A 17,486-nucleotide genomic window follows, 5' to 3' on the forward strand; every position below is an offset into this window, starting at 1 on the left:
GTGCTATTCGATCCTGAAACCCGTGAGATCGTGCTCAGCCTCAGGGTACGAGAGGTTGAGCGAGCGAAGGGCTTCGATCAGGACGCTCGCCACAACGAGGTTGCGATACCACTTCCGATCGGCGGGCACGACGAACCAGGGCGCGGTCTCCGTTGAGGTCTCGTCGAGCACGGCCTGGTAGGCGTCGATGTAGTCGTCCCAGCGATCCCTCGCCACGAGATCGGCCGGATTGAACTTGTAGTTCTTCGTGGGGTCTTCCAGGCGCGCATTGAGCCGGTCTCGCTGTTCATCCTTGGAGATGTGCAGCATGATCTTGACGATGGTCGTCCCTTCATCGGTCAAGAGGCGCTCGAAATCCCGGATGTGCCCGTAGCGTCTCGACCATCGATCGGCGGGTACCAGGTTGTTGACCCGTACCACCAGTACATCTTCATAGTGACTTCGGTTGAACACCGCGATGCGGCCCCGTGCCGGTACATGCCGGTGGATACGCCACAAGTAGTCGTGGCCCAGTTCCTCTTCGGTTGGAACTCCGAAACCGGTCACATCGACGCCCTGCGGATTCACCCCGGAAAACACCTTGCGGATCGTGCCGTCCTTGCCACCGGTGTCCATCGCCTGGAGGACCACGAGGAGCGCTTGGGAGCCATCGGCCCACAGCACCCGCTGCAACTCGGCGAGCTCGTCGCGAAGGCTCGCGAGGAGGGCGCGTGAACGCTTTTTGGTCATGTCGGGGAATGCGCTGGTGTCGCGAGTGTCCACGGCTCGGAGGTCGCAGCGGTCATTGGGTCGTACTCGATACCTCTCCAACGCCGCCTCCGATGCCCCGATGCGTCCGGATGTTCCCTTACACTCGCACGCGATGAGAAACCCCGTGCGGATGGCTCCGTCCATTCTGGCAGCCGATTTTGCCAACCTCGCCTCCGAGGTTGCACGGGTGGAGCCGTTTGCCGATCTGCTCCATGTCGATGTGATGGATGGACACTTCGTACCGAACATCTCGCTCGGCCCTCCGGTCGTGTCGTCGCTGCGAGCCGCGACCACGCTCCACCTCGACTGCCACCTCATGATCACGGATCCGTTGACCTACCTTCCTGCCATGCATGAGGCGGGGGCGGACGGCGTCACGGTCCACATCGAGGCCGTCCCGAACCCAAACGAGGCAGCGCGGGTCGCTGCCGACCTTGATGTCGAGTTCGGCCTCGTGTTGAATCCTCCGACCCCGGTCGAATCCGTCGAACCGTTCCTCGAGCTGTGCTCGATGGTGGTGGTGATGAGCGTGCATCCGGGCTTCGGCGGCCAGGCATTCATCGAGGCCGTCGTGCCCAAGATTGTCCGGTTGCGAGAAATCATTGATGCTGCGGCGCTTTCTGTCGATATACAGGTCGATGGTGGAATCGACCAACGCACGGCGGCCCTCGCCTCCAAGGCAGGCGCCGATGTGTTCGTCGCCGGAACATCCGTGTTCGGGGCGTCGGACCCCGCAGCGGCGATCGATTCCATCCGAGTAGCCGCACAGAGTGAGATGAGATGAGCGAACGCATTCTCGTGGTCGATGATGATCCGGACATTCTCCAGTTCGTCCAGATGAACCTTGAGCTCGATGGTTTCCGTGTCGAGACAGCGGACGGGGGAAGGGCTGCCCTCGAACAGGCAGCAGCACGGCCACCGGATCTGATGCTGCTCGACATCATGATGCCCGAGATGGACGGGCTGACGGTGCTGCGTCGGATGCGGAGCGACCCGCCGACGGCGTCGGTGCCGGTGATCATCCTCACGGCACGCTCACTTGCTGAGGATCGTGTGAAAGGTCTCGACCTCGGCGCGGACGATTACATCACGAAACCATTCGATCTCGAGGAACTCGTTGCCCGCGTTCGCACGGTGCTCAGACGATCGAGGCAGATGCGTGACCTCTCCCCGCTGACCGGCCTTCCCGGGAACTTCCGGATCACCGCCGCGCTCGAGGAGCGCATCGAAGCGGGGGAGCAGATCGCCGTGATCCATGCCGATCTGGACAACTTCAAAGCGTTCAACGATCACTACGGGTTCATGCGCGGCGACACCGTGATCAAGTTCACCGCGAGGGTTCTGTTGGATGCCGCCACGGTCGCACGAACCCGTGAGGCGTTCGTCGGACATGTCGGGGGCGACGACTTCGTGGCGATCGTGCATTCCGACGACATGAAGGCGTACTGCGAGGAGATCCTCACGCGATTCGATGACGGCATTCTCGACTACTACGACACGGCCGATGCGCTCCAGGGCTACATCGAGGTCACCGACCGCAAGGGTGAGCGCAACGCATACCCGATCTGCTCGCTGTCGATGGGCGTTGCGACGAGCGAGCGCCGTAGCTTGACTTCCGAGTGGGAGGCTTCGTCGGTGGCATCGGAGATGAAGGAAGTGGCCAAAGGCGTTCCGGGCACCAACTACCAGGTGGACCGACGCTCCTAGTGGTCTGTCGCGGTCGGGTGGGGCCGCGATCCGGCTACGCTGTGTTGCACATACCTCTTTCGGGGCAGGGTGCAATTCCCGACCGGCGGTAACAGCCCGCGAACCCCCCTGGGGCCGATCCGGTGAGAGTCCGGGGCCGACGGTGACAGTCCGGATGGAAGAAAGGGGACGCTTTGCGTCGCGCCGTCGACATACCCGATGGACTCGGCGTGGAGGAGCTGATGCGTGCAGCGATCCACGAAGCTCGATCGACCTACCCGCATCCGAATCCACGGGTCGGAGCCATCATCGTGACACCCGACCACCGGGTGCTGTCGGTGGGGGTCCACGAGGGGCCGGGAACACCTCACGCCGAAGCGGACGCGCTGGACCATTTGCCCGAGATCGGCCTCGCTCGAGGCGCGACGGTCATCGTCTCCCTTGAACCGTGCAGCCACCACGGTCGCACCCCGCCATGCGCGGACGCCCTGATCGATGCGGGCGTTGCCCGGGTGGTGGTGGGAGCCACCGATCCCGACCCGAGGGTTGCCGGAACGGGGCTTGCGCGTCTCGAGGGGGCCGGGATCGAGGTCGTGTCGGGTGTGGTCGCTGAGGAGGTCGTCGCTGCCGACCCCGGCTACTTCCATCACCGCAGAACGGGCCTTCCGTTCGTCACGCTCAAGGTGGCAACCACCCTCGACGGACAGGTCGCAGCTGTCGACGGGACCTCCCGCTGGATCACCGGAAAGGAAGCGCGTGAAGATGTGCACCGTCTGCGGGCGGAGCACGACGCGATCATCACCGGCATGGGGACGGTCATCGCGGACGACCCTGCCCTCACGGTGCGGCTCGAGGGCTACAAGGGACCCCAGCCCGTGCCGGTTGTCCTTGCCGGGAGGCGACCCCTCCCGAGCGGTGCCGCCATCGGCGACCGTGATCCCCTCGTGTTCCGGGCCGGTAGCGATGGCCGCGTCGACATCGGAGCGATGCTCGAGGAGCTCGGAGCACGGGGCATCGTGTCGGCCATGGTGGAGGCGGGCCCGACCCTTGCACACTCGTTTCTCGCGGCCGGTGCTGTCGACCGGATCGTCTGGTATCTCGGAGGAAGACTCGCCGGTGGAGTCGGGCTCCCCGCATTCGATGCCCGCTTCGAGACGATCGGCGATGCCATCGACATCAGCATCCAATCGGTGGAGAGGGTTGGCGGCGATGTACGGATCATTGCCGACCCGAGACCCGGGGGCCGCTGATGTTCACGGGAATCATCACCGAGGTCGGTACGGTCACCGCCATTGAGCCGACGGATGGGGGTGCACGCCTCGTGATCAGGGCGCCGCACACGGTCGCAGGGGCCGCGGTGGGTGATTCGATCGCCGTCAACGGTGTCTGTCTCACGGCAACCGAGATCTCACCCATCGGGTTCACCTGCGACGCCATCGGCGAGACGCTCGGTCGCTCGGCACTCGCGGACCTCACCGTCGAAGGTGCTGTGAACCTGGAACGACCGATGGTCGCGATGGGTCGATTCGATGGCCACATCGTCCAGGGCCATGTCGATGGTGTCGGAACGATCAGCGGAATCGAATCTGAAGGTGAGGCGCGGAGACTGCGAATCCAGATCCCGCCCGTCATCGCCCCCTACACCGTCGAGAAGGGATCCATCGCCGTCGACGGTGTCAGCCTCACCCTTACCGCCGTGTCGGAACCCGGAGAGCCTGATCCATGGATCGAGGTTGCCTTGATCCCGCACACGATGACCAGCACCGTGTTCGGGAAACGGAGCGTCGGGGATCGGGTGAACCTCGAAGTGGATATCGTTGCCAAGTATGTCGAGCGACTCCTGGGATACGGCCCATGACACTCAGCCCCATCGAGGACGCGATCAAGGCGATCGCGAATGGCGAGTTCGTGTTGGTCGTCGACAACGAGGATCGCGAGAACGAAGGCGACCTGATCATCGCGGCAGAGAAGGTCACCGCGGAACACCTCGCCTTCATGGTCCGATACACCTCGGGGCTGGTGTGTCTCCCAACCGTCGGAGAGATCCTCGATCGTCTCGAGCTCCCGCTGATGGTGCTCGAAAACACCGACATGCACAAGACCGCATTCACGATCTCCATCGACTACACGAAGGGGACGACAACAGGGATATCCGCGGCAGACCGGGCGTCGACGATCCGGGCGGTCGTGGATGACGGAACCAAGGCCTCAGACTTCTCGAGGCCGGGCCACATCTTCCCGCTCCGATATCGGGAAGGCGGAGTCCTTGTCCGACCGGGCCACACCGAAGCCGCTGTCGACCTCGCAAGGCTTGCCGGTTTGAAACCCGCCGGTGCACTGTGCGAGATCGTCAACGATGACGGCACGATGGCGCGAGGTGCGACGCTCGAAGCGTTCGCGGCTGAGCATCACATCGTCATGATCTCCATCGACGACCTGGTTGCGTATCGGTGGCGAACCGAAGGCATCGTCCGACGCGGCCCTTCGGCATCGCTTCCAACCCAACATGGTGTGTTCACGATGATTGGCTATGAGGCTGCCATCGGCCCGACCCAGCATGTTGCGCTCGTCATGGGCGATGTGGCGGACAAGTCCGATGTCCTCACCCGCGTCCATTCGGTGTGCCTCACCGGAGACGCATTCGGCTCGCTGCGATGCGACTGTGGCGCGCAGCTCACCGAGTCGATGCGCCGCATCCATGAACGGGGTGAGGGGGTTCTCGTGTACAACACATCGCACGAGGGGAGAGGGATCGGCATCATCAACAAGATCGCTGCATACCACCTCCAGGAGCAGGGTCTCGATACGGTCGATGCGAATCTGGAGATGGGACATGCAGATGATGCACGCCACTACGGCGTTGATGCGCAGATCATTCACGATCTGGGGATTCGCAGCGTGAAGCTGCTCACCAACAACCCTGACAAGATCACGCAACTCACCCGGTTCGGTGTCGAGGTGAGCGGTCGAGACCCTCTCTGGGTCGGCGAAACCGACCAGAACCGCGAGTATCTCGCGACGAAGGCTCACCGGATGGGCCATCTCGGTTCGGGGGCGCCCGATGAGGGTTGATCCTGGCTCCTCCGATGAGGTGAGCGCAGCCGGCCTCCGCATCGGCGTCGTGACGAGTACCTTCAACCGTGGCATCACCGATGGTCTCCGGGACGGTGCGATCGCATGGCTCGAGGCAGCCGATGCCGACGAGATCCTGGTTCTCGATGCGCCGGGAGCATTCGAGCTGCCCGTGATCGCACAGAAACTCGCGGAGGTCGGCTACGACGCCGTCGTGTGCCTCGGAGCGGTCGTGGAAGGCGAGACCGATCACTACCACCATGTCGCAAGCCGGACCGCGGAAGGCCTCATGAGGGTGCAGCTCGATACGGGCATTCCCGTCGCGTTCGGAGTCCTCACCGTGCGACACATTGAACACGCCGAGCTGCGATCCAAGCCCGGGGTTCACAACAAGGGCCGTGAGGCGGCCATCGCGGCGGTCACCACGGCGAATACCCTGCGCGCGATCCCATCGGGTTGAGACCCGAACAGGCGGCCGCCACCCACCACTATGTGTTCGCAGGGTGTCGCCCCGAGGAACGACGGTGACGCTGTGGCGATACGCGCTCCCAATTCGAGCAACAGACCGCTAGTCTCACCGTGACAGAAAGAGCAAGAGGAGGCGCCTGCTTCCCACCTGCTCACCGACGCAGGCGATGCGGCACAAGGTGCAGTAGGTCCGGACTTCCTGGCAGCGTGACACGCTGTCGCTGGTTCCGTGGGCGCCCCGCTCGGCCCCGGGACACAGGAGGTACCCCCATCGTCGAACCACGCGTCAACGAACGCATACGCGTCAAACGCGTCCGATTGATCGCCCCAGACGGGGGCCAGATCGGCGAGAAGGACATTGACGAGGCTCGCTGGCTCGCAGCGCAACTCGGACTCGATCTCGTCGAAGTGGCACCCGATGCCAGACCCCCAGTGGTGCGGCTGATGGACTACGGGAAGTACAAGTACGACCAGTCCGTGAAGGCGAGGGAAGCCAGAAAGAACCAGACGCGTACCGTGGTCAAAGAGGTTCAGTTCAGACCCAAGATCGGTGCGAGCGACTTCGAGGTGAAGAGAAAGCGAGTCGTCAAGTTTCTCCAGCAAGGGGACAAGGTCAAGTGCACGATGCGCTTCCGAGGTCGTGAAGTCGCCCATCCCGAGCTCGGGAAGGACATCCTCGACCGGCTCTATCAACAGGTCGAGGACTATGCCGAAATCGAGACCATGCCGCGGCTCGACGGTCGCAACATGACCATGGTTCTCGTACCTGCCGCGGACATGCCGGCGGGCCCCCCTCCGGAGGATCTCGACGACGACCACCACGACGATGACCACGACGATGTGGAGCAGGACTCCGATGCCGAGCTCGCCGACGAAGGGCTCACGCCCGGCGCTGCGGCGACGGTCGAGATTGGAGAGGAATAGCAGATGCCGAAGATGAAGACCCACAAGGGAGCCGCGAAGCGCTTCAAGCGCACCGGAAGCGGCAAGATCAAGTTCCAGAAGGCCTGGCACGGCCACAACCGGAACAAGAAGAGTGCCACCCGATGGCGTCGCGCCGACGGCACCGGGATTCTCAGCGGTGGCGACGCCAAGCGAATCGACCGCATGCTCGGCAACTAGGAGGCATCATGGCTCGAGTGAAGCGTTCGGTGAACGCACGCAAGAAACGCAGAAAGATCATGGACCGTGCCTCCGGCTACACCGGGGCACGATCACGGCGGTACCGCACCGCGCGTGAACAGGTCATGCACGCCATGCAGGACAGCTACGACCATCGTCGGGCACGAAAGGGACAGTTCCGGCGCCTCTGGATCCAACGAATCAACGCAGCGGCCCGCCAGAACGGCTCGACCTATTCGCGTGTCATGGCGGGCCTCAGGGCTGCTGACATCGAGGTCGATCGGAAGATGCTCGCTGAGATGGCCGTCAGCGACCCGGACGCCTTCCGAGCCCTGGTCGAGGTCGCAACGACCGCAACCGAATAGTCGGGTTGTTCATGCCTCGATGGTATGCGTCGTGAGGTGAGCGGTGGCCGTCGTTTCGTCGACCACAAACAGCACAATCAAGGCCGTGGCAGGCCTCAAGCGCCGAAAGGAACGCGACCAGACCGGCCGCATCCTCGTCGAAGGGCCAACGCTGTTTGCAGCCGCAACGGGGGCCGGGCTCATCCCAGAGATGCTGCTTGTGACACCCGGCGACTCGTTCTCGATCGCCGCGGCTGAACGAACCGGAGTCGTTCCGATCCTTGTCACCGATCGCGTGCTCGCATCAGTTGCCGACACCAAACACCCCCAATCACCGGTAGCGGTCTTTGACCGACCGCCGCCGACGCCGGTTCCTTACGACGATGTCGTGGTGCTCGTGGGTGTCGGCGATCCGGGGAACGCGGGCACCATCATCCGAACGGCGGTGGCGTTCCGATGGGCCGTCGTGACGACCCCCGCGACGGTGGACCTGTGGAGTCCGAAGACGCTTCGTTCAGGAGCCGGGGCCCATTTCGCCGCCGCCATCAGTCGAATCGATGGAATCGATGAGCTCGCGGACCACACCAAGGTCGCGACGGTTGTGAGCGGTGGGCATCATGAGGTGGCAACGGGAGGACCGTATGCCTTGCTTGTCGGATCCGAAGCCCACGGACTCGATCCACAGACCGTCGCGGCCTGCGACATCTCCTACACGATTCCGATGCCCGGCCCCGTCGAGAGCCTGAACGCGTCGGTTGCGGCAGCGCTGGCAATGGTGGCCATCTCGCGGCGTTGAATTGGCGCGACAGCACGACTCTGATAGCCTCTCGAACACAATGACACCTATCCGATTCACGAACGAGTTCTTTCCGAGGTCACCTCGGGCATCCTGACTCGTCTCACCACACGATCAACGGCCCGGGTGACTCCCGGGCTTTTTTGATGCATCGACGCCAACGCAACCGAGGAAACCATGACCGCTAGTCTGCCGCCATCGATGGAACCACTGCGCAAGCTCGCGACGGAAGCTCCTGCACGCATCGAGTCTGCTTCAACGACCGCCGAACTCGATGTCGTCGAATCAGCGCTCGTCGGGCGTTCCTCGCCGATCGCGAAGGCACGCCAGGGCCTCGGTCAGATTGCCGATCCTGCCGAGAGGGGAGCGGCCGGCAAGGCCATCAACGATGTTGCCAAACAGATCGAGGCGCTCGTTGCCGCGAAGCGCGAGGTCGTCGAACAGGCAGAAGAAGCGGCACGGCTGGCAACCGAAACGGTGGATGTCACCTTGTCGGGCCGTCGGCCACGGCGTGGGACACATCACCTGATCCAGTCGACCATGGACGAGATCATCGACATCTTCGTCAGTCTCGGGTATACCGTGGCAACAGGACCGGAAGCAGAGACCGAGTTCTACAACTTCACGGCGCTGAACATCCCGAAGTCCCATCCGTCGCGGCTCGAGAGCGACACGCTCTACCTCGACTACGGCGACGAACACGAGGGTGTCCTCCTGCGCACGCACACTTCGCCCATGCAGGCCCGACATATGGAACAGCACGACCCACCGACCTATGTCGTGGTCCCGGGTCGGGTGTACCGTGCGGACGCCGTCGACGCGACACACTCGCCGGTGTTCACCCAGCTCGAGGGCCTCGCCGTCGATGAGAACATCACCCTTGGCGACCTCAAGGGCACGCTTGCCTACTTCGCGAAGGCCTTTTTCGGTCCTGACACCAGCGTCAAGTTCATACCGCACTACTTCCCGTTCACCGAGCCATCAGCCGAGATGCATGCGTACACAAACGGCCAGTGGATCGAGCTGCTCGGTTGCGGCATGGTGAATCCTGCGGTTTTTGAGCATGTCGGGTACGACCCCGACGCATATACGGGCTTCGCCTTCGGCATGGGGATCGAGCGGATGGCGATGGTCCGCCACGGCATCAACGACCTACGAACCCTCCTCGACGCCGACCCACGCATCTTGGAGCAGTACCGATGAAGCTCACCCGATCGTGGATTGACGAGTTCGTCACCCTTCCGACGAGGAATCCCGAGGAGCTCATCGAGGTGTTCGAGAGCCTCGGACACGAGGTCGAGAACTGGCACGACCTCGAAGCAGGATTTCGAGGCGTCGTCGTCGGGAAGGTCACCGACATCACGAGACACCCGAACGCCGACAAGGTGCGCTTGACGAGGGTCGACATCGGTGATGAGGTGCTCGACATCGTCTGTGGCGCGTGGAACTTCGAGGTCGGCGCCATCGTTCCCGTTGCCGTCCCGGGAGCGGTCCTCGACCCTTCTTTCGAGATCGCCCGTCGTGAGATCCGCGGCGTCACCTCGAACGGGATGATCTGCTCGGAGACCGAGCTGGGACTCGGGGATGACGCCGACGGGATCATGGTGCTCGATGCTCCCCATGGCTTTGTCCTTGGTGGCGACTTCGCAGCGTTCATGGGTCTGCCCGATGTGCATTACGAGATCAATGTGACCCCGAACCGTCCCGATTGTCTCTCCGTCTACGGGCTTTGTCGGGATCTCGCCGCGTACTTCCAGGTGCCGCTCCGGGGCCAGAACATCGACCTCCGCGAGGGCGGCGCACGCAACGACATCACCGTCACGATCGATGTCCCTGAGCTCTGCGGCAGGTTCGCGGGACGACGCGTGCGAGGGGTCCGGGTCGGACCTTCACCCCATTGGATGCGATGGCGTCTGATGCAGGCGGGGATTCGTCCCATCTCCAATGTCGTCGATGCGTCGAACTACGCGATGATCGAGTTCGGCTACCCGACCCACGCGTTCGATGTCGACCGGCTCGGAACGACGATTCAGGTGAGGCTGACAACCGATGGGGAGACCATCGTCACGCTCGACGATCGGCTTCGCACTCTCACAGGATCTGACCTCGTTGTCACCGATGGAGTCGCGCCGGTCGCGATCGGCGGCGTGATGGGTGGGGCAACGACCGAGGTGGGGCACGAAACCACGGATGTCTTCATCGAGGCCGCGTATTGGGATCCCGCGACGATTCTTGAAACCTCGAAACACATGGGGCTGCGCAGTGAGGCTTCGATGCGGTTCGAGCGCGGCGCTGATCCGTCGTTCTGTGCGATGGCCGCCGACCGAGTTGCCCAGCTTCTCGTCCAAACCGCCGGAGGCCTACCTGCCCCGGGGCCGGTCGATGTGAATCCTGCGGATGTCCGACCATGGAGCATCACCTACCCACTCGCCACGACGGAACGCATCCTTGGGATTGCACTCGACCCTGACACCACAAGCGATCTGCTTCGACGCATGTCGTTCGAGGTCGAGGGCACCGATCCGCTCACGGTCACGGTGCCCACCCGTCGCCCCGATGTTCGGGCCCCGGTCGATGTCGTCGAAGAGATCGCCCGCCTCCATGGCTTCGCGGGGATACCGGACACCGTTCCGAACGGGCCTGGCGGCGGATTGCCGTATGAGGAACGAAGGCTTCGGCTGATCCGCCAGATCATGGTCGGTGCCGGATACCACGAGATGCTGACCTTCTCGTTCATGGGAACCGCTGATGTCGACGCGATGAACTACCCGGAGGGCCACCCGGCACGCACCGGAATTCGCGTCGTGAATCCCCTCAACGACGCCGAAGGTGTGATGCGGACGACCCTGTTGCCGGGTCTTGCGAAGGCGGCGGCGTCGGCCCTTGCCAGAACGACTCACGAGTCGCGACTGTTCGAAATCGGCAAGGTGTTCCTCAGCGGTGTCGGCAAACTCCCCGAACAGCCGGATCGGCTTGCCTTCATCCTCGCTGGCGAGCCACCCGTGGCATGGGACGGCCGAGGCCGCAAGCCGACCGTCTACGACGCGACCGGCATCTGGGAGGTGCTCGGCGGTGCGCTTTCCATTCCCGACGCGGCGGTCAGGAAGGCGGAGGCGCCCGGCTTCCATCCCGGACGGTGTGCCGAGCTCACGATCGGGGATGTGGTCATCGGGACGGCCGGTGAGCTGCACCCCGCGGTCGTCCGCAGGTTCGACCTCGACGGGCCGGTTGCAGCCGGCGAGCTCGATCTCGCCGAACTGCTCGTTGATCGGGGGCCATGGCAATACACGGCGCCGAGCGTGTTCCCACCTGCGATCTTCGACATGGCGTTCGTCGTGTCGGCATCGACACCAGCGCGTTCCGTGCTCGACGCGGCGGCAACGGCGGCCCCACACCTGATCGAGGACATGCGGGTCTTCGATGTCTTCAGCGGTGATGCGGTCGGTGAGGGCAACAAATCGCTCGCGATCCGTTTCACGCTCAGGGCACCCGACCGAACCCTCACCGATGCCGAAGCAGGCGAAGTTCGCAGGACAATCGTCGACGCGGTGGGTGGGGCCGTCGGCGGCTCGCTGCGTGGGGAGCTCTGAGTGCCCTACTTTGAAGGCTTGCGGATCGCCGACCTGATGTGACGCGATGGATGGATCGAAGATCTTCTGGCGCAAAGCGCCACCGAGGTCGCGCCGAGACTCCTCGGCTGCGTGTTCTCGACGAGAATCGACGGTCGGCTGACAGCGGTGGAGCTGACCGAGGTCGAGGCGTACATGGGAGTCGACGATCCTGCCTCCCACGCCTACCGGGGCGAGACGGCTCGGACCGCTCCCATGTTTGCAAGGGGCGGGCTGATCTATGTGTACCTGAGCTACGGCGTCCACCACTGCGTGAATGTCGTGACGGGGCCACAGGGAGCGGCACAGGCGGTGCTGCTGCGAGGTGGAACACCGGTCGAAGGGCGCGAGATCATGGAGCATCGTCGGGGGCGTTCGCAGCATCTCGCGGACGGACCGGGAAAGCTCGGCCAGGCACTGGGACTGACCACCCGCCATTCGGGTTTGCCGATCGACAACGCACGCATCGGGCTCGCGCCCGGCAAGGCGCCCACTCGGGTGCTTGCCACACCTCGGGTCGGAATCTCGCGAGCGAAGGACCGTCTCTGGCGTTTCGTCGCGCAGCCCGGGCCCGATCATGCCTGAGCACCCCAGTCGTCTACGCTTCGGCGCGATGCCAAGCCCCGAAGAGCAGTACGACTACATCACGCGAACCGTCGAGGTGACGCTCCCCGAAGGTGCCCTTCGAGAACAGATCGAGCGCTCGGTCGAGACGGGTGTACCCCTTCGTGTGAAGCTCGGCGTCGATCCGACCGCGCCCGATGTGACGCTTGGATGGGCTGTCGTCTTCGACCTTCTGCGGCGATTCCAGGAGATGGGACACCTCGCCGTTCTCATCCTCGGCGACTTCACGGCACAGGTGGGCGACCCGTCGGGCAAGTCAGCGACGAGAAAGCGTCTCACCGATGACGAGGTCGCGGCCAACGCCAGGGGATGCCTCCCGACCATCAAGTCCTTGCTGCTCGACGAACGCCTCGAGATCCGACATAACTCGGAGTGGCTCGGAGCCATGGATATGGCGGCCGTGCTCGACATGACAGCGAGCGTGACGGTGTCGAGACTCATGGACCGAGACGATTTCGCCCGCCGTTGGAAGGCCAACGAACCGATCTCGCTGATCGAGTTCATGTATCCGCTCCTGCAAGGTACCGATTCAGTGGCAGTGAGGGCTGATGTGGAGATCGGAGGTTCGGACCAACTCCTCAACCTCCTGATGGGCAGGGACCTCCAGGAGCGCGCAGGACAGCAACCCCAGTCGGTCGCGACGGTTCCGTTGCTCGTCGGAACGGACGGTACCAACAAGATGTCCCAGTCCCTTGGCAACTACATCTCGGTCCGGGACGACGCAGATACGATGTTCGGTAAGACCATGTCCATTCCTGACGAGGCGATGGTGCCGTGGTTCCGTCTCGCAGCCGGATCAACCACCGAGGAAACACGCGAGATCGACCGGGGACTCGCAAGCGGGTCGCTTCATCCAGGGGAGCAGAAGCGGCTTCTCGCGCGGACGATCGTTGACCGGTATCACGGACAAGGCGCAGGGACGGATGCCGAGGCAGCTTTCGACCGGGTGTTCCGCGACAAGGAAGCACCCGTCGACATCGAGACCTTTGCGCTCCCCGATGTCGATGAGGTGTGGCTGCCGGGACTCCTCAACGATGCCGGCATGGTCACCTCCAACAGTGAGGGCCGCCGGATGATCAGCCAAGGCGCTGTCAGGATCGACGGCGAACGCCACGACGACGAAACCATCACGCGTTCGGCACTCACCAACGCGGTCGTCCAGGTCGGGAAACGCCGCTTCGTCCGATTCACGACCTGAGCGTCAGCCGGTGACGACAATCGATCCCGTCATCGACGGATGGATCGCGCAGAAGTAGTCGTAGGTCCCGGCTTCATCGAAGACGAATGCGAACGACCCATCCGTGCTGAGCGATCCTGAGTCCCAGGTCCCGTTTGCCGAGGTCGTGGTATGCGATACCCCTTGGCGGTTGGTCCATGTCACCGTGTCGCCAGCCGCCACCGTCACCTCGGCGGGATCGAACCGGAAGTTGTCGATCGTCACCTCTGACGCCTCAGCCTTTGCTTCCGTGGTGGTAGGCGCTTCGTCGGTTCCCGACGAGCATCCGACGACGGCGACGCTCACGGCGAAAACCGCGGTTGCGAGCACTGTTCGTGTTCGATGAATCCGCATCGTGTTCCTCCTCAGATCGAGCTGTCACGCTCTCAGTCGATGAGGCCTTCGGTCTTGAGCCAATCCGTTGCGACCTGCACGGGGTCGTCACCGACATAGCCGACGAGCCGGTTCATCTCGGTGAGACCCGCGGTGGTCAGCTTGGCGCTCACCGCGTTCAGTGCCTCGGTGAGATCATCACCGTATTCGTCAAGAATGGAGGTTGCGATCGCCGGGACGATGCTCTCTGCGGGCTGGAGGCCCTTGTCGTCCTCGAGCAGCACGAACCCTTCGGCGGCGATGACTCCGTCGGTTGTGAACAGCAGGCCGACATCGATTTCGCCTTCCTTGAGTGCCGTCACGGTGAGGGGGCCACCCGTGTCGAGGGGACGGAATGAGGCAAAGGTCAGTCCGTAGACATCCTGGAGTCCAATGAGGCAGAATGGCCGTTCCGGACATTCGGGTGGTCCGCCGAGGACAAGGGAGCCCCCGGCGGCGGCCAGATCGCTCACCTTGGTTGCCCCGAGCGCCGTAGCGGTCGACTCGGTGATCACGAATCCGTTCTTGTCCTGGGCGTCCGCAGGTTCGAGGACGCTGATCCCTTTCGGGGACCATGCCTCACGAAGGGCTTCGGTGGTTGCTTCCACATCAGAGGACGCCGTCCCGCCAAGGTAGGTGAGGGCTGAGCCGATGTATTCGGGAACCAGGTGCAGCTCGCCCGATTCGAGTGCCGTGGCGTAGATCTCACGGGACCCAACCCCAAACTTGCGTTCAACCGGGAATCCCTTGTCTTCGAGGGCCTGGGCATAGATCTCGGCGAGCAGCTCGGATTCCCCGAAGCTCGCGGAACCGATCACGATCGTGGTGCCGTCTTGTGAGCCACCATCCGACGAACACGCGGCTGCAACGAGTGCAACGCACACGATCACGGTCCCAAACAGTCGGTTGCGGAACATCCGCATGGTTCTCCCTTTCACGCTCGTCGTGGGTCGACCACATGCCGACGAGTCAACGGTACTGCTCGGAGAACAGATGAATGACGGTCACCGTGATGGAAGGCCTTCGCTCATGTGGGAGTGCTGTGTCGTCCGAGCGGCGCGTTCCGCGACCGAAAAGGCGAGCTCGGCAGCGATGGCGAGAATGGCGACCAGCAACCCGCCGGCGAAGACCTCGGGGAGGTCCTGGGTCGCGAAGCCGTCGATGATGTAGCGTCCGAGGCCTCCCCACGCAACCAACGCACCAAGGGTCGCCGTCGCGATCACCTGCACCGCTGCGACGCGTGCACCCGCGAGCAGGACGGGCATTGCGAGGGGGACTTCGATGCGAACCATTATCTGGGTCTCGGTCATGCCCATTCCTCTCGCTGCGTCGACGACCGGCGGATCGATGCCTGAGATGCCCGCGTGGGCGTTTGAAAACAGCGGCGGAATGGCAAGAAAGAGCAATGCAAGGAGCGTTGGCCAGAATCCGAGGCCGAGGCCCATCCGGATCGTGATCGGGAGCGACACGGCGATGATCGCGAATGACGGCACCGCTCGACCGATGTTCACGATGGCGACCACGAACGAGCCACCAAGGCGGCGATGCGCGAGCACAACGGCGATTGGGATTGCAAAGAGCGAGGCAATCACCATCGCGAGCGCCGACATCTGAATGTGTTCCCACATCCGATTCGGGATCCCGTCGATCCCGGTCCAGTTGCCGGAATCCATAAACCAGTCGACGACATCGCCAACGAATCCGTCCATCACACCGGCTTTCGGTTGCGCCACGGCGTCAGGGCGCGCAGACACATGACCAGCGAGAGATCCACAACCACCGCGAGGACAACCGAGAGGACGCTCCCGACGAGGATCTGGGTCGTACCGATCGGGCTTGAGAAGTTCTGAAGCCCCCTGAGGATGAAGTACCCGAGGCCACCGAGACCGATGAGGGATGTGACGGTCACAAGGCCGACGACGGTCACGGTCGCAAGCCGGATGCCGGTAATGATCACCGGGAGTGCAAGAGGTAGTTCGACACGCATGAAGCGTCCCGCGCGGGTGAAACCCATCCCGTCGGCGGCGTCGAGGACCTCACGGGACACCTCATCGACGCCGGTGACCATGTTGCGGATGAGAATCAGCAGCGTGTACGACACCAGCCCGATTTCGGCCGTGAGGATCGACAAGCCGGTGATCGGTACGAGGAAGGTGAACAGGGCAAGGCTGGGAATCGTGTACAGCAGACCAGCCACCCAAGTGATCGGCGGATAGGTTCGTCGCCACCTCATCGCAACCGCCGACAAGGCAATGCTGACCACGATCCCGGCTCCGATCGCGATGCCTGTGAGGACGAGATGCTCGATCGTCCGGTCCCAGATGACATCGAGGTTTCGGCCGATCCACTCCCACACGACGAGTGGTTGGGATGTTTGCGCGATCGAGGTCATGGCCTGATGGGTCGGTGGACGGAGTCGATCGTGATGATCCCGATGGGTTGCCCGTTGTCGTGGACGGATGCGGACATGCCGTTTCCTGACACGATTGCGTCGAGAGCATCCTTGAGGCTGCCGGTCACCTCGACGACGCCCGTTGGAGACTCGATCGTTGTCGGGAGATCCTCGATGCAGGAGTCGTCGATCGGAAGAAGGGAAAGGCGCTTGAGGCCACGGTCGCTCCCGAGAAACCCTGCCACGAAGTCGTTGGCCGGATGTGCGAGAAGCTCCGCTGGGGCGGCGTACTGTTCGAGGACACCGCCATGGCTCAGCATGGCGACACGGTCCCCAACGAGGACAGCTTCGTCGATGTCGTGGGTGACCATGACGATCGTCTTGTGCAGCCGAGCCTGAAGATCGAGGAGTTCCCGCTGGAGATGCTTGCGGACAATTGGGTCCACGGCGCCGAAAGGCTCGTCCATGAGCAGAACGGGTGGATCGGCGGCGAGTGCCCTCGCGACTCCGATTCGCTGCCTCTGGCCGCCGGAGAGCGCATCGGGGTAGCGATCGAGCATGGAGCGGTCGATGGCGACGAGGTCGGCGAGTTCGTCGACGCGACGGCGGATTCGGCCACGGCCCCAACCGAGGAGGGTCGGGACCGTGGCCATGTTCTCGGCAACGGTTCGATGCGGGAACAAGCCGATCTGCTGGATCACATAGCCGATGGTGCGTCGCAGTTCGTGTGCGGGGACCGCATCGATCGCCGCGCCAGCGACAACAATGCACCCTGAGGTCGGATCCACGAGACGGTTGATCATGCGTAAGGTTGTGGTCTTGCCGCAGCCGGATGGCCCCACGAGCACCACAACCTCGCCCTCGTTCACCGTGAGGGTCAGATCCGAAACGACATTGCCGTCGGTGTCTGAATAGCGTTTCGTGACCCGCTCGAGTTCGATCATGGGTGTCGGTAGCACGGGAGCACCTTACGGCCGCCAGCACGATCTCGTCACGGTTGGGGTCCCGGCACGGATCGAGGCTATCGTGTCCCGAC

General features: G+C 63.4%; 20 protein-coding genes and 1 riboswitch. Of the genes, 14 read left to right on the forward strand and 6 right to left on the reverse strand.

Annotated elements, in window-relative coordinates:
• Nucleotides 1-3: 3 nt before the first annotated feature.
• On the reverse strand, nucleotides 4-810 hold the full coding sequence (locus R2823_07560) for a polyphosphate kinase 2 family protein (protein MEZ5176046.1): 807 nt from the start codon (nucleotides 808-810) through the stop codon (nucleotides 4-6).
• Nucleotides 811-862: 52 nt separating this feature from the next.
• Here R2823_07560 and rpe point away from each other — a divergent pair, with 52 nt between their 5' ends.
• The 14 genes from rpe to tyrS all read left to right on the forward strand — a co-directional run bounded on the left by rpe (nucleotide 863) and on the right by tyrS (nucleotide 13,668).
• Complete coding sequence (gene rpe, locus R2823_07565) at nucleotides 863-1,534, forward strand: ribulose-phosphate 3-epimerase (protein ID MEZ5176047.1); 672 nt, start codon at nucleotides 863-865, stop codon at nucleotides 1,532-1,534.
• Entirely contained in the window at nucleotides 1,531-2,457 is a 927-nt protein-coding gene (locus R2823_07570) for a response regulator (protein MEZ5176048.1), read from the forward strand. Before rpe ends, R2823_07570 begins: the two co-directional genes overlap by 4 nt.
• A gap of 51 nt (nucleotides 2,458-2,508) precedes the next feature.
• Nucleotides 2,509-2,627, forward strand: a riboswitch (FMN riboswitch).
• A 3-nt stretch (nucleotides 2,628-2,630) separates the two neighbouring features.
• Nucleotides 2,631-3,686, forward strand: coding sequence for a bifunctional diaminohydroxyphosphoribosylaminopyrimidine deaminase/5-amino-6-(5-phosphoribosylamino)uracil reductase RibD (gene ribD, locus R2823_07575; GenBank protein MEZ5176049.1), 1,056 nt, complete (start codon nucleotides 2,631-2,633; stop codon nucleotides 3,684-3,686).
• The gene (locus R2823_07580) at nucleotides 3,686-4,294 is read left to right on the forward strand and encodes a riboflavin synthase (protein ID MEZ5176050.1); all 609 of its coding nucleotides are present in this window, start codon (nucleotides 3,686-3,688) and stop codon (nucleotides 4,292-4,294) included. Before ribD ends, R2823_07580 begins: the two co-directional genes overlap by 1 nt.
• Nucleotides 4,291-5,508, forward strand: a complete 1,218-nt coding sequence (locus tag R2823_07585) for a bifunctional 3,4-dihydroxy-2-butanone-4-phosphate synthase/GTP cyclohydrolase II (GenBank protein ID MEZ5176051.1) — start codon at nucleotides 4,291-4,293, stop codon at nucleotides 5,506-5,508. Before R2823_07580 ends, R2823_07585 begins: the two co-directional genes overlap by 4 nt.
• Nucleotides 5,498-5,968, forward strand: coding sequence for a 6,7-dimethyl-8-ribityllumazine synthase (ribH, locus tag R2823_07590; protein MEZ5176052.1), 471 nt, complete (start codon nucleotides 5,498-5,500; stop codon nucleotides 5,966-5,968). Before R2823_07585 ends, ribH begins: the two co-directional genes overlap by 11 nt.
• A 215-nt stretch (nucleotides 5,969-6,183) precedes the next feature.
• Complete coding sequence (gene infC / locus R2823_07595; protein MEZ5176053.1) at nucleotides 6,184-6,900, forward strand: translation initiation factor IF-3; 717 nt, start codon at nucleotides 6,184-6,186, stop codon at nucleotides 6,898-6,900.
• A 3-nt stretch (nucleotides 6,901-6,903) separates the two neighbouring features.
• The gene (rpmI, locus tag R2823_07600; protein ID MEZ5176054.1) at nucleotides 6,904-7,098 is read left to right on the forward strand and encodes a 50S ribosomal protein L35; all 195 of its coding nucleotides are present in this window, start codon (nucleotides 6,904-6,906) and stop codon (nucleotides 7,096-7,098) included.
• Nucleotides 7,099-7,106: 8 nt separating this feature from the next.
• On the forward strand, nucleotides 7,107-7,463 hold the full coding sequence (gene rplT, locus R2823_07605) for a 50S ribosomal protein L20 (GenBank protein ID MEZ5176055.1): 357 nt from the start codon (nucleotides 7,107-7,109) through the stop codon (nucleotides 7,461-7,463).
• 43 nt (nucleotides 7,464-7,506) lie between these two features.
• Nucleotides 7,507-8,238, forward strand: coding sequence for an RNA methyltransferase (locus R2823_07610; protein MEZ5176056.1), 732 nt, complete (start codon nucleotides 7,507-7,509; stop codon nucleotides 8,236-8,238).
• Between the two features lie 177 nt (nucleotides 8,239-8,415).
• Nucleotides 8,416-9,441, forward strand: coding sequence for a phenylalanine--tRNA ligase subunit alpha (gene pheS / locus R2823_07615; GenBank protein MEZ5176057.1), 1,026 nt, complete (start codon nucleotides 8,416-8,418; stop codon nucleotides 9,439-9,441).
• Nucleotides 9,438-11,828: a phenylalanine--tRNA ligase subunit beta gene (gene pheT / locus R2823_07620; protein ID MEZ5176058.1), complete on the forward strand. Its 2,391-nt coding sequence runs from the start codon at nucleotides 9,438-9,440 to the stop codon at nucleotides 11,826-11,828. The genes pheS and pheT overlap by 4 nt, the downstream gene beginning before the upstream one ends.
• A 66-nt stretch (nucleotides 11,829-11,894) precedes the next feature.
• Nucleotides 11,895-12,431, forward strand: coding sequence for a DNA-3-methyladenine glycosylase (locus R2823_07625; GenBank protein MEZ5176059.1), 537 nt, complete (start codon nucleotides 11,895-11,897; stop codon nucleotides 12,429-12,431).
• 28 nt (nucleotides 12,432-12,459) lie between these two features.
• Nucleotides 12,460-13,668, forward strand: coding sequence for a tyrosine--tRNA ligase (gene tyrS / locus R2823_07630; GenBank protein MEZ5176060.1), 1,209 nt, complete (start codon nucleotides 12,460-12,462; stop codon nucleotides 13,666-13,668).
• A 3-nt stretch (nucleotides 13,669-13,671) separates the two neighbouring features.
• Here the strand turns inward: tyrS and R2823_07635 are convergent, their stop codons facing one another.
• From R2823_07635 to R2823_07655, 5 genes are all read right to left on the reverse strand, one after another.
• Complete coding sequence (locus R2823_07635; protein MEZ5176061.1) at nucleotides 13,672-14,040, reverse strand: cupredoxin family copper-binding protein; 369 nt, start codon at nucleotides 14,038-14,040, stop codon at nucleotides 13,672-13,674.
• 32 nt (nucleotides 14,041-14,072) lie between these two features.
• Entirely contained in the window at nucleotides 14,073-14,975 is a 903-nt protein-coding gene (locus R2823_07640; GenBank protein ID MEZ5176062.1) for an ABC transporter substrate-binding protein, read from the reverse strand.
• Nucleotides 14,976-15,062: 87 nt separating this feature from the next.
• Nucleotides 15,063-15,791: an ABC transporter permease gene (locus tag R2823_07645; GenBank protein MEZ5176063.1), complete on the reverse strand. Its 729-nt coding sequence runs from the start codon at nucleotides 15,789-15,791 to the stop codon at nucleotides 15,063-15,065.
• The gene (locus R2823_07650) at nucleotides 15,767-16,450 is read right to left on the reverse strand and encodes an ABC transporter permease (protein ID MEZ5176064.1); all 684 of its coding nucleotides are present in this window, start codon (nucleotides 16,448-16,450) and stop codon (nucleotides 15,767-15,769) included. Before R2823_07650 ends, R2823_07645 begins: the two co-directional genes overlap by 25 nt.
• The gene (locus tag R2823_07655) at nucleotides 16,447-17,394 is read right to left on the reverse strand and encodes an ABC transporter ATP-binding protein (GenBank protein MEZ5176065.1); all 948 of its coding nucleotides are present in this window, start codon (nucleotides 17,392-17,394) and stop codon (nucleotides 16,447-16,449) included. The genes R2823_07650 and R2823_07655 overlap by 4 nt, the downstream gene beginning before the upstream one ends.
• Nucleotides 17,395-17,486: the final 92 nt, after the last annotated feature.

The organism is Acidimicrobiia bacterium, assembly GCA_041393965.1.
In the GTDB taxonomy this organism is placed as follows: Bacteria; Actinomycetota; Acidimicrobiia; order Spongiisociales; family UBA5794; genus UBA5794.